General features: G+C 66.4%; 20 protein-coding genes. 7 read left to right on the forward strand and 13 right to left on the reverse strand.

The genetic code is table 11. The features are described 5' to 3' along the window. Positions 1-24 precede the first annotated feature (24 nt). On the forward strand, positions 25-702 hold the full coding sequence (locus tag O6X71_RS01620) for a type 1 glutamine amidotransferase domain-containing protein (RefSeq protein WP_353464166.1): 678 nt from the start codon (positions 25-27) through the stop codon (positions 700-702). Positions 703-746: 44 nt separating this feature from the next. On the opposite strand, the gene leuA is transcribed toward O6X71_RS01620, so the two are convergent. From leuA to miaA, 6 genes are all read right to left on the reverse strand, one after another. Then, positions 747-2,405, reverse strand: a complete 1,659-nt coding sequence (gene leuA / locus O6X71_RS01625; protein ID WP_353464167.1) for a 2-isopropylmalate synthase — start codon at positions 2,403-2,405, stop codon at positions 747-749. 194 nt (positions 2,406-2,599) lie between these two features. Continuing rightward, a complete protein-coding gene (locus O6X71_RS01630) occupies positions 2,600-3,205 on the reverse strand; it encodes a YceI family protein (RefSeq protein ID WP_353464168.1) in 606 nt (201 codons plus the stop codon). A gap of 447 nt (positions 3,206-3,652) precedes the next feature. Then, positions 3,653-4,672 carry a ketol-acid reductoisomerase gene (gene ilvC, locus O6X71_RS01635; protein WP_353464169.1) on the reverse strand — a complete coding sequence of 340 codons (1,020 nt, stop codon included), beginning with the start codon at positions 4,670-4,672 and terminating at the stop codon, positions 3,653-3,655. Positions 4,673-4,773: 101 nt separating this feature from the next. After that, complete coding sequence (gene ilvN, locus O6X71_RS01640; protein ID WP_056057922.1) at positions 4,774-5,289, reverse strand: acetolactate synthase small subunit; 516 nt, start codon at positions 5,287-5,289, stop codon at positions 4,774-4,776. Between the two features lies 1 nt (position 5,290). Beyond that, on the reverse strand, positions 5,291-7,039 hold the full coding sequence (locus O6X71_RS01645) for an acetolactate synthase 3 large subunit (RefSeq protein ID WP_353464170.1): 1,749 nt from the start codon (positions 7,037-7,039) through the stop codon (positions 5,291-5,293). 82 nt (positions 7,040-7,121) lie between these two features. Beyond that, entirely contained in the window at positions 7,122-8,051 is a 930-nt protein-coding gene (gene miaA, locus O6X71_RS01650) for a tRNA (adenosine(37)-N6)-dimethylallyltransferase MiaA (protein ID WP_353464171.1), read from the reverse strand. On the opposite strand from miaA, the gene serB reads away from it, so the two are divergent. Beyond that, positions 8,044-8,925 carry a phosphoserine phosphatase SerB gene (serB, locus tag O6X71_RS01655; protein WP_353464172.1) on the forward strand — a complete coding sequence of 294 codons (882 nt, stop codon included), beginning with the start codon at positions 8,044-8,046 and terminating at the stop codon, positions 8,923-8,925. The genes miaA and serB overlap by 8 nt on opposite strands. Before the next feature lie 139 nt (positions 8,926-9,064). On the opposite strand, the gene O6X71_RS01660 is transcribed toward serB, so the two are convergent. The 3 genes from O6X71_RS01660 to O6X71_RS01670 all read right to left on the reverse strand — a co-directional run bounded on the left by O6X71_RS01660 (position 9,065) and on the right by O6X71_RS01670 (position 10,966). Continuing rightward, on the reverse strand, positions 9,065-9,547 hold the full coding sequence (locus O6X71_RS01660; RefSeq protein WP_353464173.1) for a hypothetical protein: 483 nt from the start codon (positions 9,545-9,547) through the stop codon (positions 9,065-9,067). Between the two features lie 99 nt (positions 9,548-9,646). Further along, entirely contained in the window at positions 9,647-9,856 is a 210-nt protein-coding gene (locus tag O6X71_RS01665; RefSeq protein ID WP_353464174.1) for a hypothetical protein, read from the reverse strand. Between the two features lie 45 nt (positions 9,857-9,901). Beyond that, complete coding sequence (locus O6X71_RS01670) at positions 9,902-10,966, reverse strand: SPOR domain-containing protein (protein WP_353464175.1); 1,065 nt, start codon at positions 10,964-10,966, stop codon at positions 9,902-9,904. Between the two features lie 212 nt (positions 10,967-11,178). On the opposite strand from O6X71_RS01670, the gene O6X71_RS01675 reads away from it, so the two are divergent. After that, complete coding sequence (locus tag O6X71_RS01675; RefSeq protein WP_353464176.1) at positions 11,179-12,486, forward strand: SPOR domain-containing protein; 1,308 nt, start codon at positions 11,179-11,181, stop codon at positions 12,484-12,486. 154 nt (positions 12,487-12,640) lie between these two features. On the opposite strand, the gene O6X71_RS01680 is transcribed toward O6X71_RS01675, so the two are convergent. Continuing rightward, positions 12,641-13,861 (reverse strand): dihydroorotase, encoded by a 1,221-nt coding sequence (locus tag O6X71_RS01680; RefSeq protein WP_353464177.1) that lies wholly within the window; start codon positions 13,859-13,861, stop codon positions 12,641-12,643. Beyond that, on the reverse strand, positions 13,858-14,844 hold the full coding sequence (locus O6X71_RS01685; RefSeq protein ID WP_353464178.1) for an aspartate carbamoyltransferase catalytic subunit: 987 nt from the start codon (positions 14,842-14,844) through the stop codon (positions 13,858-13,860). Before O6X71_RS01685 ends, O6X71_RS01680 begins: the two co-directional genes overlap by 4 nt. 98 nt (positions 14,845-14,942) lie before the next feature. On the opposite strand from O6X71_RS01685, the gene O6X71_RS01690 reads away from it, so the two are divergent. Then, positions 14,943-16,514 (forward strand): hypothetical protein, encoded by a 1,572-nt coding sequence (locus O6X71_RS01690; protein WP_353464179.1) that lies wholly within the window; start codon positions 14,943-14,945, stop codon positions 16,512-16,514. Here the strand turns inward: O6X71_RS01690 and ruvX are convergent. Together ruvX and O6X71_RS01700 are read right to left on the reverse strand one after the other, a co-directional pair. After that, the gene (gene ruvX, locus O6X71_RS01695) at positions 16,511-16,978 is read right to left on the reverse strand and encodes a Holliday junction resolvase RuvX (RefSeq protein ID WP_060524389.1); all 468 of its coding nucleotides are present in this window, start codon (positions 16,976-16,978) and stop codon (positions 16,511-16,513) included. The genes O6X71_RS01690 and ruvX overlap by 4 nt on opposite strands. Next, positions 16,975-18,081, reverse strand: coding sequence for a DUF3089 domain-containing protein (locus tag O6X71_RS01700; RefSeq protein WP_353464180.1), 1,107 nt, complete (start codon positions 18,079-18,081; stop codon positions 16,975-16,977). The genes ruvX and O6X71_RS01700 overlap by 4 nt, the downstream gene beginning before the upstream one ends. Positions 18,082-18,327: 246 nt before the next feature. Here O6X71_RS01700 and gatC point away from each other — a divergent pair, with 246 nt between their 5' ends. The 3 genes from gatC to gatB are packed head-to-tail and all read left to right on the forward strand — an operon-like array spanning position 18,328 to position 21,612. After that, entirely contained in the window at positions 18,328-18,630 is a 303-nt protein-coding gene (gatC, locus tag O6X71_RS01705) for an Asp-tRNA(Asn)/Glu-tRNA(Gln) amidotransferase subunit GatC (RefSeq protein WP_056048145.1), read from the forward strand. Continuing rightward, positions 18,630-20,114 (forward strand): Asp-tRNA(Asn)/Glu-tRNA(Gln) amidotransferase subunit GatA, encoded by a 1,485-nt coding sequence (gatA, locus tag O6X71_RS01710; RefSeq protein WP_353464181.1) that lies wholly within the window; start codon positions 18,630-18,632, stop codon positions 20,112-20,114. Before gatC ends, gatA begins: the two co-directional genes overlap by 1 nt. A 1-nt stretch (position 20,115) precedes the next feature. Then, positions 20,116-21,612, forward strand: coding sequence for an Asp-tRNA(Asn)/Glu-tRNA(Gln) amidotransferase subunit GatB (gene gatB, locus O6X71_RS01715; protein WP_353464182.1), 1,497 nt, complete (start codon positions 20,116-20,118; stop codon positions 21,610-21,612). Positions 21,613-21,715 lie beyond the last annotated feature (103 nt).

Below are 21,715 nucleotides of genomic sequence, written 5' to 3' on the forward strand. Positions count from 1 at the left end.
TAATCCCCGATCCGGAGACCAAAGTTGAAAATTCTCGTCGTCCTAACCTCGCATGCCGATCTCGGCGATACCGGCCGCAAGACCGGCTTCTGGCTCGAGGAACTCGCCGCGCCCTATTACGTGCTCAAGGATGCCGGCGTGGACATCACGCTCGCATCGCCGGCAGGTGGCCAGCCACCGCTCGATCCGAGCAGCGCCAAGCCCGACGCGCAGACCGACGCGACGCGGCGTTTCGAGGCGGATGCCGATGCGACCGCCGCACTCGCCGATACGCGCAAGCTCGCCGAGATGCGGATCGCCGACTATGACGCGGTGTTCTATCCCGGCGGGCACGGGCCGCTCTGGGATCTCGCCAACGATCCGGCATCGATCGCTTTGATCGAGACCGCGATCGGCGCAGGCAAGCCCGTCGCGCTGGTCTGCCACGCACCCGGCGTGTTGCGCGACGTGAAGGCCGCCGATGGCGCGCCGCTGGTAAAGGGCAAGACGGTTACCGGCTTCACCAACAGCGAAGAGGCGGCCGTTGGGCTTAGCGATGTCGTGCCGTTCCTCGTCGAGGACATGCTGCAGCAGAAGGGCGGCACCTATTCGAAGACCGCCGACTGGGGTGTGTACGTGGTCGAGGACGGCTTGCTGATCACCGGCCAGAATCCCGCCTCGTCGGCAAAGGCGGCACAGGCGTTGCTGGCGAAGCTGGCGTAAGAAGAAACGGCCACCGGTTCAGCCGGTGGCCGTCCTTTAGAAGGTCAAGCGCGGTTGGCGGCGCTCAGAACGGCACGCACCGACGCCGTTGCGATGTCGGTATCCATACCGACGCCGAACACCGTCCGACCTTCGGCAGTCCGGCATTCGACATACGCCGCTGCCTGCGCGTCCGCGCCGTGGCCGATCGCGTGCTCGTTGTAATCCACGACGTCCAAAGTCGGCCCGGTCGACTCCGCGATCGCCGCGATCACACCCGAGATCAGCCCGTTGCCGCGTCCGGAGATCGACCGCTCCTCGCCATCGATCGCCACCCGGCCGATGAAGACTCGCTGCCCCGAGGCGCCGCTCTCCTCGTAATCGCGCAGTTCCACCCGGTCGTCCGCCTGCGGCATGTACGTCCGCTCGAACAGGCCCCAGATATCTGCCGCGTTCAACTCGCGGCTGGTCTCGTCGGCATAGGCCTGGACGTGCCGGCTGAAGTCCGCCTGCAACCGCTTGGGCAGCTTCAAGCCCTTGTCCTGCTCGATCACCCAGGCGACGCCGCCCTTGCCCGACTGCGAGTTGACGCGGATCACCGCCTCGTAGCTGCGGCCGAGATCGGCGGGGTCGATCGGCAGATACGGCACTTCCCACAGCGTGTCGTTCTTCGCCTCCTGCGCCGCGAAGCCTTTCTTGATCGCGTCCTGATGCGACCCCGAAAACGCGGTGAAGACCAGGTCGCCGGCATAGGGCGTGCGCGGGTGGACGGGGATGTTGGTGCAGTAATTGACCGTGTTCACGACGCCGTCGATGTCCGACAGGTCGAGTTTCGGATCGACGCCCTGCGTGTACATGTTGAGCGCGACGGTCACGAGATCGCAATTGCCGGTGCGCTCGCCATTGCCGAGCAGGCAGCCCTCGACGCGGTCCGCGCCCGCCATCATGCCGAGCTCCGCCGCCGCGACGCCGGTGCCGCGGTCGTTATGCGTGTGCAGCGAGATCGCCACCGCATCACGGTTGCGGATGTGGCGACCGAACCACTCGATCTGGTCGGCATAGATGTTCGGCGTCGCGCACTCGACGGTGGCGGGCAGGTTGAAGATGATCGGGTTCTCGGGCGTCGGCATGAGGACGTCCATCACCGCCTCGCAGACCTCGAGGCTGAAATCGAGTTCGGCAGTCGAGAAGGTTTCCGGCGAATATTCGAACTGCCAGAGGACGTTAGGCTGCTTGGCGGCTTCGTCGCGCAGTACCTTGGCACCGTCGATCGCGATCTGCTTCACCTGTGCGCGGTCCATCCCGAACACGATCTTGCGCCATGCCGGCGACACCGCGTTGTAGAGGTGGACGATCGCGATCTTAGCGCCGACGAGGCTGGCAAAGCTCGTCTCGATCAGGTCGCGGCGCGACTGGGTGAGCACCTGGATCGACACGTCGTCCGGGATGCGTCCGGTCTTCACCAGCCCCGAGATGAAGTCGAACTCGGTCGCGCCCGCGCTCGGGAAGCCGACCTCGATCTCCTTCAGGCCGACCTTGCAGAGCAGGTCGAAGAAGCGCGTCTTCTTCTCGGCATCCATCGGGTCGATCAACGCCTGATTGCCATCGCGCAGATCGGTCGAGAGCCAGCGCGGTGGCTTGACGATGGTCTTCGACGGCCATTGGCGGTCGGGCAGGTCGACTTGTGGGAAGGGACGGTATTTGGTCGATGGGTCGCGCAGCATGGCTCGTGTCTCTCGTGTCGTCGGGAGCGTTCGGGTCAGCCCTTAGGCGCGAGGCACGGGGCATGGCCACCGCGCAAACGATCGGCGCGCCTAAGGGCGCGTAAGTCGAAGCAGCAGGAGGCGGCCGTGCGTCATTGATGGCGTCCTATCGCGCGGACACGTCCCGTGTCCAGCGCGATAGAAAATTCGACAGATTATTGCGCGGAAAAGGCTGCGTTGATCGCCAGGTCGACCTTGTCCGACACCACCGGAGCATAAGCACCGAGGTTGAAGTCGCTGCGCTTGATCGAGGTCGTCGCGCGGAAGCCGAAGTTCAGCTTCTTGTTCATCGGGTTCGCACCCGCGCCGATGAAGGTCGCCTGCAGCACGACCGGCTTTGTGACGCCCTTCAGCGTGAGGTCGCCGGTGATCGTCGCCTTGTCGCCGGTCGCGACGACCTTGGTCGAGACGAACTTGGCGGTCGGGTAGGTCGCGGCGTCGAAGAAGTCCTTCGACTTCAGATGGCCGGCGAACGGCGCTGCGGTGACCGAGAGCTGGTCGATCGCGAAGTTCACCTCGACCTTGGTTGCGTTCGGCTTGGCGGGATCGACCGTGATGCTGCCGCCCGATGCGCCGAGCTGCCCTTCGAGCATCGAGAAGCCCATGTGGTTGACCTGCCACGTGACCTGCGTGTGGTTGGGATCGACTGCGTAGGTGCCGGCGGTGACACGTGCCTTGACGGGGGCGCCGGGGACGCCTGCGGTCTGGGCCATGATGGGCGCGGCGGTGAGGGCGAGGACGGTGGCTAGGACTAGGCGCATGCGGGGTCTCCTGTTTGACGCGCGATGCTGGCCGAGCGGGGCGGGCGCGTCAAACGACGTTATGCCAACGCTGTGTTTCGGAATTGGGTCGGTGGGGTGAGGAGGGCATCGCCGGTTCTCGTTCCCCCGCGGACGCGGGGGGCCAGCTAAACCACGATCACCGCCCGAGACCCTTGGCCCCCCGCGTTCGCGAGGGAACATGGAGGAAGAGAACGCTCTTACCTTACACCACCACCCCGGCGAAGGCCGGGGCCCAATTGGGGGAGGTCGCTAACTGAGTGCTGCGCTCTCTTACCAGGCTTACCAGGGCCGTCCCAATTGGGCCCCGGCCTTCGCCGGGGTGGTGTGGAGCGCGCGGAAACGCCCGCCTGTCGGACCCGGCGAAGCCGTGCCCTATGGGCAGGCTTCGTCGTGCCGGCCGCGCTCACGCACTATCGCGCGCTCGCGTCAATTCTTCGCCTTGTCCACGAGAGCATTCTTCCCGATCCAAGGCATCATCCCGCGCAGTTCCGACCCGATCTTCTCGATCGGATGCGCCAGCGCCTGCTTGCGCGCCGCCTTAAGCTCAGGCTGCCCCGCACGATTATCGAGGATGAAGTTCTTCACGAACCGGCCCGACTGGATGTCGGCCAGCACGCGCTTCATCTCGGCCTTGGTCTCCGCCGTGATGATCCGCGGACCCGTCGTGATGTCACCATACTCGGCCGTGTTCGAGATCGAATAGCGCATGTTGGCGATGCCGCCCTCATACAGCAGATCGACGATCAGCTTGGTCTCGTGGAGGCACTCGAAATACGCCATCTCGGGCGCGTAGCCGGCTTCGACCAGCGTCTCGAACCCGGCCTGGATCAGGTGGGTGATGCCGCCGCACAGCACGGCCTGCTCGCCGAACAGGTCGGTCTCGCATTCCTCGCGGAAGTTGGTCTCGATGATCCCCGAGCGCCCGCCGCCGACGCCGCTTGCATAGGCGAGCGCGATGTCATGCGCGTTGCCCGACTTGTCCTGGTCGATCGCGATCAGGCAGGGGACGCCGCCGCCGCGGACATATTCGCTGCGCACGGTGTGGCCCGGGCCCTTCGGCGCGATCATGATGACGTCGAGATCGGCGCGGGGCTCGATCAGGCCGAAATGCACGTTAAGGCCGTGGGCGAACGCGATCGTCGCACCCTGCTTGAGGTTGTCGTGCAGGTCGGTGGCATAGATCGCCGCCTGATGCTCGTCGGGCGCGAGGATCATGACGATGTCGGCCCAGGCTGCGGCTTCCATGTTCGACTTGACCGCGAAGCCGGCCTCGATCGCCTTCTTGGCGGTGGCCGAGCCTTCGCGGAGCGCGATCGCGACGTCCTTGACGCCTGAATCGCGGAGGTTCTGCGCATGCGCATGGCCCTGCGAGCCGTAACCGACGATCGCGATCTTCTTGTCGGTGATGAGGTTCAGGTCGGCGTCGCGATCGTAATACACACGCATTGGAATGGTCCTTTCGATAAGGTGTGTCCCTCCGCGAAGGCGGAGGTCCAGGCTGGGCTCCCGCCTTCGCGGGAGAACAAAATTTTAAAAGCGGAGAAGTGTTAAGCCGGCTCTTTGCCGCGGGCGATCGCGACGATGCCGGTTCGGGCTACTTCGATCAGACCGACTTCACCCATAAGTTCGACGAACTTGTCGATCTTGTCGATCCCGCCGGTGACCTCGAACACGAAGCTCGACGTCGTCGCATCGACCACGCGCGCCCGGTAGACGTCGGCGAGGCGCAGCGCCTCGATCCGGTGGTCGCCGGTGCCGCGGACCTTCACCAGCGCGAGCTCGCGTTCGACGTGCGCGCCCTGTGCCGTGAGGTCGGTGACCTTGTGGACGGGGACCAGCCGGTCAAGTTGCGCGAGGATCTGCTCCATCGTCGCCGGCGACGCGCTGGTGACGATCGTGATCCGGCTGACCGACTTGTCCGCGGTGATCTCGCTCACCGTCAGGCTCTCGATATTATAGCCGCGCGCGGTGAACAGGCCGGCGATCCGGGCGAGGATGCCCGGTTCGTTGTCGACGATGACGGCGAGCGTGTGTCGCTCGGCCTTTTCCTGAGAAATGTGCATCTTAAACCAGCGCCTTCGCTTCGTCGTCCATCGTGCCGGACACTTCGTTCGCTTGCAGGATCATGTCGGTATGCGCCGCGCCCGACGGGATCATCGGGAAGCAGTTGGTCAGCTGCGACACGCGGCAATCGACGATCACCGGGCCGTCATATGCCAGCATCTCGGCGATGCCGCTGTCGAGCTGGTCGCGCGTCTCGATCAGGATGCCTTTCCAGCCATACGCCTCGCCGAGCTTCACGAAATCGGGCAGCGAATCCGAATAGCTCTCGGCATAGCGGCTCTCATAGGTGAGCTCCTGCCACTGGCGGACCATGCCCATATACTGGTTGTTGAGGATGAAGATCTTCACCGGCAACCGGTATTGCGACGCGGTCGCCAGCTCCTGGATGTTCATCTGGATCGACGCCTCGCCGGCGATGTCGATGACCAGCGCGTTCGGGTTGCCGAGCTGCGCACCGATCGCCGCGGGCAAGCCATAGCCCATCGTGCCGAGACCACCGCTGGTCAGCCACTTGTTCGGCTTCTCGAATCCGAAATGCTGCGCCGCCCACATCTGGTGCTGGCCGACCTCGGTCGTAATGATCGGCGAGCGCGCGTGCGTCGCGTCGAACAGCGCCCGGATCGCGCGTTGCGGCATGATCTCGTTCGGGTCGTTCTCGGGGAAATCGAGACACTTCACCGCGCGCCAGCCTGCGATCCGACGCTGCCAGTCGGTCGTGTCGGGCTTGGGATGCTGGCGGCTCTTCCAGGTCCGCACCATGTCCTCGAGCGCATGGCCGACATCCGCGATGATCCCGAGATCAACGCGCACGGTCTTGTTCACCGACGAGCGATCGATGTCGATATGCACCTTCCGCGAGTTCGGGCTGAACGCGTCGAGCCGCCCGGTCACGCGGTCGTCGAAGCGCGAGCCGAGCGCGACGACGAGGTCGGCCTGGTTCATCGCCATGTTGGCCTCGTACGTGCCGTGCATCCCGAGCATGCCGAGCCACTGCGGGCCGGACGCGGGATAGGCGCCTAGGCCCATCAGCGTCGACGTCACGGGTGCGCCGGTGATGCGGACGAGTTCGCACAGCAACTGGCTCGCGGCGGGGCCCGAATTGATGATGCCGCCGCCGGTGTACAGGATCGGGCGTTCGGCCGCGGCGAGCATGTCGACGAGCTGCTCGATCTGCGACTGGTCGGCCTTCACCTGCGGGCGATAGGTCTTGTGCTGGATCGGCCCCGGCTTCTTGTAGCGCGCGGTCGCGACCTGCACGTCCTTGGGGATGTCGACGACGACCGGGCCGGGACGACCCGAGGTGGCGATATGGAACGCCTCGTGGATCACGTCGCCCAGCTTGGCGGGATCCTTGACGAGATAATTGTGCTTCGAGCAATGGCGCGTGATGCCGACGGTATCGGCTTCCTGGAACGCGTCGGTACCGATCAGCGCGGTCGGCACCTGGCCGGTGATCACGACCATCGGGATCGAATCCATCAGCGCGTCGGTGATGCCGGTGACCGCGTTGGTCGCGCCGGGACCCGAGGTGACGAGCACCACGCCGGGCTTGCCGGTCGAGCGGGCATAGCCTTCCGCGGCATGCGTCGCGGCCTGCTCATGGCGCACCAGAATGTGCTTGATCCGCCCGCTGCGGAACAGCGCGTCGTAGATCGGCAGCACGGCACCACCCGGATAGCCGAAGACGACCTCCACGCCGAGATCGCACAGCGCCTCGATCAGGATATCGGCTCCACTCTTCTCGGTCATTTCATATCATCCTTTGCGAGAACGCTGCCTTTAGCGTCTCGTGGAGGGGGCGGCTACCGATATAAAAGATGCGTGTCAAACATCATTTGAGCAATATAGTTTCAAATTGCTGCATGCGCGTTGGGAGATCTAGGGCTTCGGTGCGGGTCCAAGCAGCGGGTGGCTGGTGCCGGAGCCACGTATATTGGCGCTTGGCATAGCGTCGCGTGGCGAGCGATCCGGCGGCGATGGCGTCGGGTTTCGAAGTCTCTCCGCGGACGAGCGCGGCGATCTCGGGAACGCCGATCGCGCGGCGGATCGGGGCGTCCTGCGGGATATCGGTGCGGGCGAGCAGCGCGGTGATTTCCTCGCGGCTGGTGTCGGCCATCTCGGCGAAACGCTGGTCGATGCGCGCGTTGAGCCAGTCGCGGTCGGGGATCAGGATCAGCGCGCGGACGTCAATCGTATCGCCGATCCCGCCGACCTTCTCGGTCTGCCAATCGGCAAGCGTTCGGCCGGTGCTGCGGACGACTTCGAGGGCGCGAGCGACGCGGGTGGTGTCGGCTGCGTTGAGCTTGGCAGCGGCTTGTGGGTCGAGTTGCGCGAGCGCGGCGTGTGCTTGGGCGACGGGGAGGGCACGGACTTGCTCGCGAAGGTCTGGGTCGATCGCGGGGACTGGCGCGATGCCGTCGAGCTGCGTGCGGATATAGAGCCCCGTGCCACCCACCAGGATCGGCAGCTTCCCCTCGGCGAGCGTATCGCGGATCGCCTGCGTCGCTTCGGCAGCCCAACGCGCGGCGGAGTAGGTCGCGTCGGCTGCGTCGACATGGCCGAACAGTTTGTGCGGGGCGCTCGCCTCTTCTTCCGGCGAGGGTCTCGCGGTGAGGATGCGGAGGTCGGCATAGACCTGCGCGGAATCCGCGTTAATGACGACGCCGTCGTGAGCAGCGGCGATGGCCAGCGCGAGCGCGGACTTGCCGCTCGCGGTCGGCCCTGCGATGAGCGCGACCTTCGGGAGAGTTTCTATGTTCACGGCAACGCTTATAGCCTCGGGCACGCTGACCGCAGGCGATATTTCGACCGCGATGGACCGCCTGCGCGACGCCGGCTGCGCACCGGGCGCGAGCGGCTGGATCGACGAGGGCGAGGCGGCGGACTTGATCTTCGGGATGGCGCCGGATGCGGCTCGGGTTGCGCTTGAGGGTGCGTTCGTCGGTACCGACGTGGTCGTTCAATCGAGCGTCACGCGTACCAAGACGCTGCTGGTCGCCGACATGGACTCGACGATGATTACCGTCGAATGCATCGACGAACTTGCCGACTACGCCGGCATCAAGCCGCAGATCGCGGAGATCACCGAGCGCGCGATGCGCGGTGAACTGGACTTCGAAGCGGCGCTCGACGCCCGAGTGGCGTTGCTCAAGGGGCTGGCCGAAAGCGACATCGAACGCTGCCTAGCCGAACGCATCACGATCATGCCCGGCGCGAAGGCTCTCGTGCGGACGATGCGGTCGCGGGGCGCTCTTGCGGTGTTGGTGTCGGGTGGCTTCACCCGGTTCGCCGAGCCGGTGGCCGAGCAGATCGGCTTCGACCGTGCGATCGCCAACGTACTGGAGATCGAGGGCGGAACGCTGACGGGGACGGTGACCAAGCCGATCGTCGGGTCGAATACGAAGCTGACGACGCTGCACGCCGCGATCACCGAGCGGGGGATTACGGTCGAAGAGTCGCTGGCGGTCGGTGACGGCGCGAACGATCTGGCGATGATCGAGGCGGCGGGGCTGGGGGTGGCGTATCACGCCAAGCCGATCGTGGCCGCGGCGGCCGCCGCGCGGATCGATCATGGGGATCTGACGGCGCTTCTCTATGCGCAGGGTATCGCGCGGCACGATTGGGTCATGGACTAGGTTCTTACCCCTCCCTGGAAGGGAGGGGCAGGGGGTGGGTCGGTTTCCGCAAGTTCGGACCGCAGTGGCTCAAGCCGGCCAACCCACCCCCAACCCCACCCTTCCAGGGAGGGGCGCAGAAGTGAAGCTGGAGTGAGGTTTACCCCTTCGCCAGCGGCGTGCCGCTCGCCTCGCAGACATACGTCGCGAGTTCTTCGCGCAACGGCAAACCCTTGATCGGGCGCAGCGGACCGTCATGCGCTACGTTGGTCTCGACCAGCGCGCGGTTCGGGCCGACGCCGAGGACGTGGAACAGGCGCTTGCCGCAATCGGTCTCGGTACGCGCATAGGCGACCTTGCCCTCATGCTCCTGGCGCAGGATCGCGATGATCGTGCCCCCTACGGCTTTGCGCTCCCGCAACAGGAAATGACGTGACGTCGGATCGGACGGGGTAGGGATCAGCCGCCCCTTCACGGTCAGCTGCTCAGGCTTGGGCACCGCCACTTCGGTCTCGGCCAGATTGCGCAACGACACGCCGTTATCCACCATCGCGTCGGCAGTATTAGTAGCAGGCTGCTCGCCAGAACACGCGGCCAACAGCGTCGCGCCGGCAACTGCCAGCGCCAAGGTCTTCGAAATCATGCATCTAGCTCCCGGTCGATGTCGAAACGAAACGACCGGTCCGGCTATTTGATCCCTGCCGCACCCGATCGCTCGTCCGCCGGGCAAACGCCCGATCGCTCAGCGCGCCTTCTTGTCAGCCACCCGGTCCGCCCGCGCCACGGACTTCGGAGGAACCGCCGGTTCGCAGATGCGACGCGTCGGCTGGCACGCAATCCCGACCGTAGAACACCCTTTGACGTTAGGCGCGGTAGGACACGCGCGGCACTGCTGCTTGATCTCGGTGCAAGTCGATGGCGCCGACAACAGCGCCAGGGTCAGGAAGAACATTCGCACATCCTCGTCATGAGTATCGTAGCGGCCGGGCTCATCCGCTCAGGGCGCAACGATCACACACGCCACGCCAGACGCCGAGCAAGCCCGCGTCGCATCCGCCTTCGAAACAAAGCCACCCGCCTGCAGCCGCGTCACGCCGCCCGCTTTCGCGTAGAAGGGCTGTGCACCGCGCAGCTTGCCGCGAACCTTGTTCCACTGCGTCTCGGCATTGCCCTGATCGCGGAACGCGCCAAGCTGCACGCGCCAATTGCCCGTCGCACGCACGGGCGCGGGCTTGGCCGCTACAGCTTTTGCCAGAGCAGGTTTCGTCGGCGCAGGCTTGGGCGGCTTCACCTGCGCCTGCCTGACCGGCGCCGGCTCGCGCGTCGGCGTCGGCGTCGGTTCCCGCGTCGGGGCCGGTTCGCGTGTCGGCCCGGGAATGCGCGCAGGAAGCGAACTCGGCGGCAGCTTCGACGGACGCGGCGCGCTGGCGGTACGCGGCGGCGCTACCGGCGTTTGCCCGACCGTAGCGCGAGAAGGCCCCGGCGGCGGGGACTGCAACGCATATTGCTGCGCCAGCGCGGTGCCCTTCTCGCGGTCGGTGGGCGAGATATACTGGTCCATCTGCGCGAGCGTCTGCGAGGCCGACTGCAAGCCCGACGCCGAGGCCCGCGTCATCAGCGCATAGGCCCGCGGGAAATCGCGCGGTATGCCGTCGCCGTTGAACAGCATCGTCCCGAGCACGAGTTGCGCCCGCGGTTCACCATGCGCGACCGACTTCTGCAGCCACGGCAGCGCATCCGTCTTCTTGCCGGCCTGGAACAGCGCGAGCCCGTAATTGTCCGCGGCCTGCACATGCCCCTGCATCGCCGCCTTCCGGAACCAGCTCTCGGCCAGCACCGGATCCAGCGTCACGCCACGACCGAGCTTGTAAGCCTGCGCCAGGTTGAATTGCGCATCCGCATCGCCTGCCACCGCCAGCGGCCGCCACTCGGTGATCGCACGCGGATAATCGCCCTTCGCCCAGGCATCGACGCCGGCCTTCACATCGGCAAACGCGGGGGCGGCGGCCAGCATTCCGCTCAACGCGATCGCACCCACCAAAAGCTTACGCCGAACCGTCATCGCCATCCCTCATACCGTCTCGCCGCCACCATGCCGCCGTTCGTCGCGCAAGGCAAAGGGCGACCGTTCCCGATCCCCAACATCGCGCCTCCGTAAGTCATTATGAAGTCGCGTTAACTGCTTCTTTGAACCGATATGGCACTCCGTACGCGGATACCGGGAGTGGGAACTATGTGCGGTCTAGCGTTTGCCATGAAACAGGGATTGCCCCGATGACCACGCGCGCCCTCCTCCTCGGCGGCATCTCCGCCCTACTGCTCGGCGGTACGATGGTCGGCTGTGCCGCGAACGGGGGCGGCATCGCCTCGGCCAGCGATCGCAATGCGGCACTCGCGACAAAGGGCGCGGCTGGCGATGCGGGGCAGGCACAGGCGGCACTCGCGCGCAACGATGGTCCTGTGGCGATCGGCTATGCGGAGCGTGCGGTGGCGCTGATGCCGCAGCAGGCGGACTACCGGATGCTGCTCGGGCAGAGCTATCTCAAGGGCGGGCGGTTCGCCTCGGCCTCGCACGCATTCGCCGACGCGCTGCACCTGTCGCCGACCAACGGCAGGGCGGCGCTCAACCTCGCGCTGTCGCAGATCGCGATCGGAGACTGGCAGTCGGCGCGGCACAGCCTCGAGGCGAACGCCGCGATCATCCCGGCGGTCGATCGTGGCCTGGCCCTGTCGCTTGCGGGCGATACCGCTGGCGGGATCGCGGTCCTGACCGAAGCCGCTCGTTCGCCCGCGTCGAACGCGAAGGTACGCCAGAACCTCGCGCTGAGCTTTGCGCTGGCGGGACGGTGGCAGGAAGCACGCGTGGTCGCGGCGGCGGACATGGCACCAGCAGACGTCGACGCCCGGCTCGAGCAATGGGCGTTGTTCGCTCAGCCGGCCAAGGCGTCGGATCAGGTGGCGAGCCTGCTCGGCGTTCGCGCAGTGGCGGATCCGGGACAACCGGTCGCGCTGGCGTTGAACGCGCCTGCGCCGGGTCTTCCGGAACAGGCCTTGGCAGCGGCCGACCCGGTCATCGCGCCGACCGAAGCTGGGCCTGTGCAGATCGCTTCGGTGTCAGCGGCTGGCGTCTCGAAGATAGCGTTCGGACCGCGACAGGAGGTCGTCCAGGCGTTGCCGACGATGATGCTCCGTCCGGCCGGCGGCCCGATCAAGGTGGCGTCCGCGCCCATGTCGTCGGGTCGCGCCATGGCGACCGCGGCGTATCAGGTAAAGGCACCCGCGACCGGCAACTGGTACGTCCAGCTCGGCGCCTTCGAGAGCGTGGGGGTCGCAAGAGACGGCTGGGCCCGCGCCGCACGCCGGTTCGCGGTACTCGCCAGCTATTCACCGAATGGCATGACGTTCAAGGCGAAGGGCGAGGATGTCTACCGCCTCTCGGTCGGCGGGTTCAGCCGGTCCGCGGCGGGCACGATGTGCCGCCAGTACCGCGCCAAGGGCGGCGCGTGCTTCGTCCGGCAAGGTGCCGGCGACGTCATGGCGCAGTGGTTGCGCAAGCCCGGCATGCAGATGGCGTCGCGGTAACGGGCGTCTAAAAGGCCTACCCATTCTCAGGGTACCACCCCGGCGGAGGCCGGGGCCCAGATGGGGAACGTCGCTAATTGAAGCCGGCCCTTCGTTACGCCGACCTTTCCAACTGGGCCCCGGCCTCCGCCGGGGTGGTGAGGATATGTGGCCCTTACAGAACCTCGCGCCCACCCTTCCACAATCGCAGTACGCGCCCCTGAACCGGCAAGCCATCGAACGGCGTATTCCCCGCCTCGGCAAGGAACGCCTCCCCGACGATCTGCCAAGGCGCGAGCCGGTCGAACAGCATCAGGTCCGCGGGCTTGCCGACCTCCAGCGTCCCCGTATCCAGCCCCAGCACCCGCGCCGGATTGCTGGCGAGCAGCGCGAACAGCCGCTCCAGTGTTAGCAGTTCGTCACGCACCAGCATCAGCGCGAGCGGCAACAGCGTCTCCGCCCCCGCCATCCCGCTGCTCGAATCGGTAAACGGCAGCCGCTTCTCCTCCGGCCCGCGCGGTTCATGCCCCGAACACAGCACGTCGATCGTACCATCGGCGATAGCATCGAGCGCCGCCCGCCGGTCGCTCTCCGCCCGCAAAGGCGGCGACAGCAGCGCGAACGACCGGAAATCACTGACCGCGATCTCAGACAGATGCAGATGCGCCGGCGTGATCCCGCAGGTCACCGACACGCCACGACGCTTAGCCGCCCGGATCAGGTCGAATCCGGCAGCCGTCGTAACCTGGCGAATATGGATCCGAGCCCCAGTATCCTCGGCCAGCATCAGGTCGCGCGCGATCGCCAGCGCCTCGGCCACCGCCGGCGCGGCAGGCAGGCCAAGCCGCGTCGCAGTCTCACCCTCGGTCGCGACCGCCCCGGCGGTCAATCCACCGTCCTCGGCATGCGCGATCACCGTTACGTCGAGATCGCGCGCATAGGCCAACACGCGCCGCATCACGCCACTATCGGCGATCCAGTGCTTGCCCGTGCCCACCGCCTTCGCGCCAGCCGAAAGACAGATCGCCATCTCAGCAAGATCATGGCCTGCAAGCCCCCGCGTGGCGGCGGCAATCGGGTGGATCCAGAGGTCAGGCTTGCCGATCAACGCGGCGCGCTGGACGATACCGGGGTCGTCCAGCACCGGCGACTGGTCGGGCATGAGACCGATCCGCACGATCCCGCCGGCGCGGAACGCCGCGCGGTCGACCTTCGCCACGCCAAGATCGACGATTCCCGGCGCGACCGTCTTGCCGCCACAGTCGACGATGTCCGCATCGGCCGGAATATCGACGATCCCGGTCGCGACGATCACGCCGTCGCGGACCAGCACATTACCCTTCGTCACGCCGCCGACGGGGCAGGCGAGCGTCGCGTTGGTGAGCGTGAGGATCATGCCCAACCCTCCACGCCGCGCGCTCTTCGCGTCAGCACGTCAAGGCACGCCATCCGGACGGCCACCCCCATCTCGACCTGCTCGGTAATTGCCGAGCGCACATGGTCCGCCACCGCGGAATCGATCTCGACACCGCGGTTCATCGGGCCGGGGTGCATCACCAGCGCATCGGGCGCCGCCTTCGCCAACCGGTCGAGCGTCAGCCCGTAGCGCAATCGATACTCACGTGTGGAGGGGACGTACGCGCCGTCCATCCGCTCGTTCTGGAGCCGGAGCATCATTACCACGTCCGCACCCTCCAGGGCCTTGTCGAAATCGGTGAACGCGGTGACGCCCATCCGCTCGATCATCGGCGGCATCAGCGTCGATGGCGCGCAGACGCGGACCTCGGCGGCAAGCGCGGTGAGGGCGAGGATGTTCGACCGCGCGACCCGGCTGTGCAGCAGATCGCCGCAGATCACGACGCGCTGCCCGGCGATCGCGCCCTTGCGACGGCGGATCGTCAGCGCGTCGAGCAGTGCCTGCGTCGGATGCTCGTGGCGCCCGTCGCCGGCGTTCAGCACCGGACAATCGACCTTGTCCGCGATCAGCCGCACCGCGCCGCTCGACATATGCCGGATGACGATGACGTCGGCGCGCATCGCGTTGAGCGTCATCGCGGTATCGATCAGCGTCTCGCCCTTCTTCACGCTCGACTGCGCGGCGTGCATGTTGACCACGTCCGCGCCGAGCCGCTTGCCGGCGATCTCGAACGATAGCAGCGTGCGCGTGCTGTTCTCGAAGAACGCATTGATCTGCGTCAGGCCTGCGAGGCGTTTGTCGGGTGTCGCATGGCTGCGGTTTGCGCTCACCCACGTCTCCGCCTCGTCGAGCAGGAACGCGATCTCGTGTGGCTGGAGCCCGTCGATACCGGTGAGATGCCGGTGCGGGAAGACGGCGCCGCCTTCGATGAGGGCGGCGGGGCGGTGATCTGAGGTTCGCATTAAAGCTGCGGGATAGTGGCGCGCGTTGCAGGGGGCAAGCGCTCCGCGATGCTCCGCCGCAATCCGCATGGTTAACCGGAATTTAGCGTGGATATGGGATGGCGTTTGCAGATGGGGCGAGGGCGCAGGACGAGATGACGAACGCGAACGGTGCCGGATGGTGGGAAACGCGCGCGTTTGCCGTGACGCTCGTTCTGCTGTCCGCGGTGCCGCTGTTGTGGCCGGCGCTGCCTCCGCTCAGCGATCTACCGGGCCATATGGGGCGCTGGCATATCGCGATGGCGCTGCCGACCTCGCCCGATCTTCAGCGCTATTACGACTATCGCTGGGCGTTGATTCCCAATCTGGGGATGGATTTGCTCGTGCCGGCGCTGGCGAACCTGTTTCCCTTCGAGGTCGCGACCAAGCTGGCAGTGATCGCGATCCCGATGCTGACCGTCGTCGGATTGTTATGGGCGGCGCGCGAGGCGCATGGGCGCGTGCCGCCGACCGCGATGTTCGCAGTACCGCTCGCCTATGCCTGGCCGTTCCAGTTCGGCTTCGTCAATTTCGCGCTGTCGCAGGCGCTGGCGTTTTGTGCGCTGGCGTTGTGGATCCGGCTGGGGCGGCAGGATCGGCTCGTCCTGCGCGCGCCGCTGTTCGTGCCGATCGCGTGCGTGCTGTGGATCTCGCACAGCTTCGGTTGGGGACTGTTCGGGCTGATGGCGGCGGGCGCCGACGTCGCGCGAGTCCGTGCGAGCGGGCACGGCTGGCCCGCATCGTTCGTCATGGCTGCGCTGCAATGCGTACCGCTCGGCGTGCCGCTGATCGCCATGATCGCCGCCGCTGCGTCGGGGCAGGGGGCGGGAGGGCTGGGGGCGGGAGGGTTGGGCGCCGACGACTGGTTCAACCTGACGGTGAAGACGATGTGGCTGCTGTCGCTCTTTCGCGATCGCTGGCAATGGTTCGATCTGTTCTCGTTGCTGACGGTAATCGGCGTCCTGTACGCAGCCCTGCGGAGCCGGCGGATGGGATTTTCACCGCTGCTCGGGCTGCCTGCGCTGCTATGCCTCGGCGCGTTCGTCGTGCTGCCACGGCTGCTGATGGGGGGCGCGTATGTCGACATGCGGATCGCACCGGCCGGGATGATGCTCGCGCTGATTGCGATATGTCCGACCGATGTCGCGCAGTCGCGGACGCTGGCGCTGCTGGCGGTGGCGTTCGTCCTGATCCGCTTGACGGGCGACACCGTCAGCTTTGTCGAGCGATCGTCCGAACAGCAGCGCGAACTCGCAGCGATCGGCCATATTTCACGAGGTGCGGCCGTCCTGTCGCTGGTCGCGCGCCCGTGTAGCGGGGCGTGGACCGATCTGCGGCGCGATCACCTGCCGGGATTGGCGATCGTGCGGCGCGACACTTTCAGCAACGAGCAATGGGCTATCGAGGGGCAGCAGGCGCTGCAGATCCGCTATGCGATCGCCGCGCCCTATACCGCAGACCCCGGCCAGAGCGTCTATCCGTCGATCTGTGCCCACATCGGTTCCGATTTCAAGACGACGATCGCGCAGTTCCCACGTGCGGCCTTCACGCACGTCTGGACGATCGGGTTCGCGCCGGGAGCGGCGAAAGCGCCGGACCTGCGCGTGATCTGGACCAACGGTCAGTCCACGCTCTACCGGGTCGTGCGCTAGATCTGTGCGGTCACCAGAGCGTCGATCGCGCCCTGGAGGATGTAGGCGGCGGCCATCTTGTCGACGAGTTCGGCGCGCTTGGCGCGGCTGGCGTCCTGTTCGATCAGCGTGCGGGTGACCGCGACGGTCGACCAGCGCTCGTCCTGGAGCAGGATGGGCAGGCCCATGTCCTTGAGGTTCTGCGCGAACGCGCGCGTCGATTGCGAACGGGGGCTCTCGCTGCCGTCGAGGTTGATAGGCAGGCCGATGACGAGGCCGACGACCGCCTGCGCCTTGATGATCTCTGCAAGCGCGGCCTTGTCCTTCTGGAACTTGGTACGCCGGATCAGGAGGGCAGGGCTCGCGAAGCTCCAGCCCGCGTCGCAGAGCGCGGTGCCGATCGTCTTGGTGCCGACGTCGAGGCCGATCAGCCGGCCGCCGTTCGGGAGCGCGTCGCGGAACTGCGCGGCGGAGAGCGTGATCATTGGAAAGCCTTCAGGCGGCGGTTGGCGTCGGCGCGGATGTTCGCCCAGAACAGGCTGTAGTCGTAGACGTGGTAATTGTTGCCGGGCAGCACGTACGGCCCGAGGTTCGGGCCCTCGCCGATCAGCAGAAAGCCGCGGTCGGCGCACCGTGCGGGGACGCTGCCGATTGCGATCGTCGCGGTCTTCAGGTCCACGGACGGGACGAGCGTGCCAAGGTTGGCGGTGGTCGGCGCCGTCGCGTCGGCGGTGCCGGTCAGCGGGTTGGTGCAGACCATCGGCGTGGCTTTGCGCGGCTGGCCGTTGAAGCCGGTGGTCTGGTCATAGGCGTCGACGATCAGCGACGGATCGGCAGGTTCGGCAAAGCTCTCCCACGATAGGATACAGCCGGTCTGGTCGGCGGTGCGGCATTCGGCGAGGCCCATCTGCGGAAGATCGGTCGCGCGTGAGATGGGCCAGCCGACGACATACGCCGCAACGATCCGCGCCTTCAGCTTCGGGTCGTTCGCAACGCGGTCGCGGAGCAGGCGAGTGAGGTGCAATGCGCCCTGGCTATGCCCGGCAAGGATGATCGGCCGGGTCGAACCGGCTTCCTTGAGGAACCGGTCGAACGCGGCGGAGACGTCGCCGTAAGCCAGCGCTAGCGCGCGTTCGCTGTCCGCGGCGCTGGTCAGGAACGCGCCGAACGTCGCCTGGCGGTAACGTGGCGCCCAGATGTCGCCGGCCTCGTTGAACGCGCTAGCCTGCCCGCGAAGGAACAGCTCCGCCCGCGCATTGGTCTCCGGATCGTCGATCGGCGCGTTCCAATGGTCGCGGTTGATGTACGACGTCGGGTGGATGAAGAAGATTGCCGCGCCCGTGCCGCGTTCACGGGGCGTGTAGCCGGGCGGCGTCCACAGCGCGGGATTGCCCGGCGCGTCGGGGCGGGCGAGCCACATGATTTTCCGCGCGTAGATGTTGCGCGGGGCTTCGCGTTGCGCCTGGAACGTCTCGCTCGGCACCATAACCGCGCGCATCAACTGCGTGCCGAACAGGCGGTAGGCGAGCAGCGCGGCGATCGCGAGGACGATCATGGCGGCGACGAAATAGAGAAACTTGCGGGCCAAGCGGGACCTTCCGTGCAGGCGGTCCGGCTCCCGTGCCGCAAGCTGGGAAAGGTTGCAACGGGCGCCTGATTGTAGAGGAAAACGCCGGCGGCCGGAAAGTGGCCTGTTCCCCCGCGGAGGCGGGGGAACAGGATCTCGGGCGGTATCGTTTGTAATCCTGGGCCCCCGCCTCCGCGGGGGAACCAGAAGGGGCAGGGAGCTAGAAGGGTGTTGCGCGCTCGCGCCACGCGGTGCTAGCCGCAGCCCATGTCCGTAGATACTGCAACCGTGAAGCGGATCGCGAGCCTTGCGCGCATCGCGATCACCGACGAGGACGCCGCCCGCATGGCGCCGGAACTCGGAAACATCCTTGGCTGGATCGAGATGCTCGAAGAGGTCGACACGACCGGTATCGAGCCGATGACCGCCGTCATCCCCAACACGCTGCGGCTGCGCGACGACGTCGTCAACGCCGACCCGCTGACCGGCGGCGGCATCCGCGAGCAGGTCCTCGCCAACGCGCCCGTGGCCGAACACGGGTTCTTTGCCGTGCCCAAGGTGATCGAATAATGACCGACCTCACAGATCTCGGCATCGCAGGCATCCGCGACGGCGTCCGCGATGGTTCCTTCAAGGCGCGAGAAGTCGCCGATGCGTTCATCGTAAAGGTGAGCCAGGCCAAGGCCCTGAACGCGTTTCTCGTCGAGACGCCCGAACACGCGATCGCTGCCGCCACCGCCGCCGATACCGCGCGCGAGGCCGGCGAGACGCTCAAGCCGCTGGCCGGCGTGCCGATCGGCATGAAGGACCTGTTCTGCACCAAGGGCGCCACGACGACCGCGGCGAGCCACATCCTCGAAGGCTTCACGCCGACCTACGAATCGACCGTCTCGCAGAATTTGTGGGATGCGGGCGCGGGGATGCTCGGCAAGCTGAACATGGACCAGTTCGCGATGGGCTCGTCGAACGAGACCTCGGCGTTCGGCAACGTGATCTCGCCGTGGAAGCGCAACGACGGCGGTAACGCCTCGCTCGCCCCCGGCGGGTCGTCGGGCGGTTCGTCGTCGGCGGTCGCCGCGCGACTCTGCCCCGGCGCGACCGGCACCGACACCGGCGGCTCGATCCGCCAGCCTGCCGCCTTTACCGGCATCAGCGGCATCAAGCCGACCTATGGCCGCTGCTCGCGCTGGGGGACGATCGCGTTCGCGTCGTCGCTCGACCAGGCCGGGCCGATGGCACGCGACGTCCGTGACTGCGCGATCCTGCTCGAGGCGATGGCCGGGTTCGATGCGAAGGACGGCACCTCGTTGCAGCTCGACGTGCCGAAGTGGGAAGCGGGTTTGTCCGGCAATCTCAATGGCCTGCGCGTCGGTATTCCCAAGGAGTATCGCGTCGACGGGATGCCCGAGGAGATCGAGGCGCTCTGGCAGCAGGGCATCGACTGGCTGAAGGATGCCGGTGCGACGATCGTCGAGGTCTCGCTCCCGCATACCAAATACGCGCTGCCCGCTTATTACATCATCGCGCCCGCCGAAGCGTCGTCGAACCTCGCGCGCTATGATGGCGTCCGCTACGGGATCCGCGACCTGCCGACCGGCGCCGGCTTGCAGGACATGTACGCCGCGACGCGTGCGGATGGCTTCGGCCCCGAGGTGAAGCGCCGCATCATGATCGGCACCTACGTCCTCTCGGCCGGCTTCTACGACGCGTATTACACGCAGGCGCAGAAGGTCCGGACGCTGATCGCGCGCGATTTCGAACGGGCGTGGGAGACGTGCGACGTCCTGCTGACCCCGACCGCACCCTCGGCGGCGTTCGCGCTCGGCGAGAAGTCGGCGGATCCGATCGCGATGTACCTGAACGACGTCTTCACCGTGCCGTCGTCGCTCGCTGGGTTGCCGGCGATGTCGGTGCCGGGTGGCCTCGACAAGCAGGGTCTGCCGCTTGGGCTTCAGATCATCGGCAAGCCGCTCGACGAGCAAGGCGTGCTGAACGCAGGGCTCGCGATAGAACAGCGGGCAGGATTCACCGCGCGACCAGAGGCTTGGTGGTAACATGAGCGATTACAGAATCCAGGGCGAAACCGGCGAGTGGGAGGTCGTGGTCGGCCTCGAAGTGCACGCGCAGGTGACGTCGAACGCCAAGCTTTTCTCGGGCGCGGCGACCGCGTTCGGCGCGGAGCCTAATACGCAGGTGTCGCTGGTCGACGCGGCGATGCCGGGCATGCTGCCGGTGCCGAATCGTGAGTGCATCCGTCAGGCGGTCCGCACCGGCATGGCGATCGAGGCGCAGATCAACAAATGGTCGCGGTTCGATCGGAAGAACTATTTCTACGCCGATCTGCCGCAGGGCTATCAGATCAGCCAGCTCTATCATCCGATCGTCGGTGAGGGCGCCATCGACATCAGTCTCGACGAGAAGAACCCCGATGCCACCAGTAAGACGATGGGCGGCAAGCGGATCGGCGTCGAGCGCATCCATGTCGAGCAGGATGCGGGCAAGCTGATGCACGACCAGCATCCGACCCAGTCGTATGTCGATCTCAACCGGTCGGGCGTCGCGCTGATGGAGATCGTGTCGAAGCCCGATCTCGCGTCTCCTGCGGAAACAGGGGCTTATCTGCGGAAGCTGCGATCGATCCTGCGCTATGTCGGGTCGTGCGACGGCAACATGGAAGAAGGCTCGATGCGCGCCGACGTCAACGTCAGCGTGCGCAAGCCCGGCGACGAGCTGGGCACGCGGACCGAGACGAAGAACGTCAATTCGGTGCGCTTCGTGATGGCGGTGGTCGAGCAGGAGGCCAAGCGTCAGGTCGAGGTGCTCGAGGCCGGCGGCAAGATCCAGCAGGAAACGCGGCTCTACGATCCCGATCGCAACGAGACGCGCTCGATGCGATCGAAGGAAGACGCGCATGATTACCGCTACTTCCCCGATCCGGACCTGTTGCCGCTGGTGCTCGACGACGCGTTCCTGGCCGAGTGCCGTGCGTCGTTGCCGGAATTGCCGGACGCGAAGCGCGCGCGGTACGAGGCGCTCGGGATCACCGCGTATCAGGCGACGGTGCTGACCGCCGAAGTCGAGGCGGCGCGGTGGTTCGATGCGCTGCTCGATGCGGGCGTGAAGCCGGCGGCGGCGGCGAACTGGACGACGTCGGAGCTGTTCGGCGCGCTCAACCGGACGGGGAAGGACATCGAGAACTCGCCTGTGTCGCCGGCGCAGGCGGCGGAATTGCTGGGACTGATCGCGGACGGCACATTGTCGGGTAGCCTCGCCAAGCAGGTGTTCGAGGTGATGCTCGAGACCGGCGACGGCGCGGCCAAGGTGGTCGAGGATCGCGGGTTGAAGCAGACCAGCGATACCGGCGCGATCGAGGCTGTGATCGCCGAGGTGATGGCGGCGAACGCGGACAAGGTTGCGGATTACCGCGGCGGCAAGGACAAGCTGTTCGGGTTCTTCGTGGGTCAGACGATGAAGGCGATGGGGGGGAAGGCTAACCCTGCTGTCGTGAACGAGGTTCTGAAGGGGATGCTTGGGGAATCGGTGGCTTCGTAAAGCTACCTACTTCCTAGCTTTCCGACACCTACCGGTTCCCGCCCATGTCCGTTCTCCCGCGAAGGCGGGAGCCCCGGGTAACTGAGTGCAGCGCTGCTTGATT

The sequence above is a fragment of the Sphingomonas faeni genome, from assembly GCF_040407505.1.
In the GTDB taxonomy this organism is placed as follows: domain Bacteria; phylum Pseudomonadota; class Alphaproteobacteria; order Sphingomonadales; family Sphingomonadaceae; genus Sphingomonas; species Sphingomonas faeni_E.

Bases quoted from the DNA above. Each gene is read 5' to 3' on its own strand.
- O6X71_RS01675 (WP_353464176.1), top strand. From the start codon at position 11,179: ATGACCACGCGCGCCCTCCTCCTCGGCGGCATCTCCGCCCTACTGCTC.
- gatA (WP_353464181.1), top strand. From the start codon at position 18,630: ATGACCGACCTCACAGATCTCGGCATCGCAGGCATCCGCGACGGCGTC.
- serB (WP_353464172.1), top strand. From the start codon at position 8,044: ATGTTCACGGCAACGCTTATAGCCTCGGGCACGCTGACCGCAGGCGAT.
- O6X71_RS01630 (WP_353464168.1), bottom strand. From the start codon at position 3,205: ATGCGCCTAGTCCTAGCCACCGTCCTCGCCCTCACCGCCGCGCCCATC.
- O6X71_RS01665 (WP_353464174.1), bottom strand. From the start codon at position 9,856: ATGTTCTTCCTGACCCTGGCGCTGTTGTCGGCGCCATCGACTTGCACC.
- leuA (WP_353464167.1), bottom strand. From the start codon at position 2,405: ATGCTGCGCGACCCATCGACCAAATACCGTCCCTTCCCACAAGTCGAC.
- gatB (WP_353464182.1), top strand. From the start codon at position 20,116: ATGAGCGATTACAGAATCCAGGGCGAAACCGGCGAGTGGGAGGTCGTG.
- O6X71_RS01685 (WP_353464178.1), bottom strand. From the start codon at position 14,844: ATGCGAACCTCAGATCACCGCCCCGCCGCCCTCATCGAAGGCGGCGCC.
- ilvN (WP_056057922.1), bottom strand. From the start codon at position 5,289: ATGCACATTTCTCAGGAAAAGGCCGAGCGACACACGCTCGCCGTCATC.
- O6X71_RS01690 (WP_353464179.1), top strand. From the start codon at position 14,943: ATGGCGTTTGCAGATGGGGCGAGGGCGCAGGACGAGATGACGAACGCG.
- ilvC (WP_353464169.1), bottom strand. From the start codon at position 4,672: ATGCGTGTGTATTACGATCGCGACGCCGACCTGAACCTCATCACCGAC.
- O6X71_RS01645 (WP_353464170.1), bottom strand. From the start codon at position 7,039: ATGACCGAGAAGAGTGGAGCCGATATCCTGATCGAGGCGCTGTGCGAT.
- O6X71_RS01680 (WP_353464177.1), bottom strand. From the start codon at position 13,861: ATGATCCTCACGCTCACCAACGCGACGCTCGCCTGCCCCGTCGGCGGC.
- gatC (WP_056048145.1), top strand. From the start codon at position 18,328: ATGTCCGTAGATACTGCAACCGTGAAGCGGATCGCGAGCCTTGCGCGC.
- O6X71_RS01660 (WP_353464173.1), bottom strand. From the start codon at position 9,547: ATGATTTCGAAGACCTTGGCGCTGGCAGTTGCCGGCGCGACGCTGTTG.
- O6X71_RS01670 (WP_353464175.1), bottom strand. From the start codon at position 10,966: ATGACGGTTCGGCGTAAGCTTTTGGTGGGTGCGATCGCGTTGAGCGGA.
- ruvX (WP_060524389.1), bottom strand. From the start codon at position 16,978: ATGATCACGCTCTCCGCCGCGCAGTTCCGCGACGCGCTCCCGAACGGC.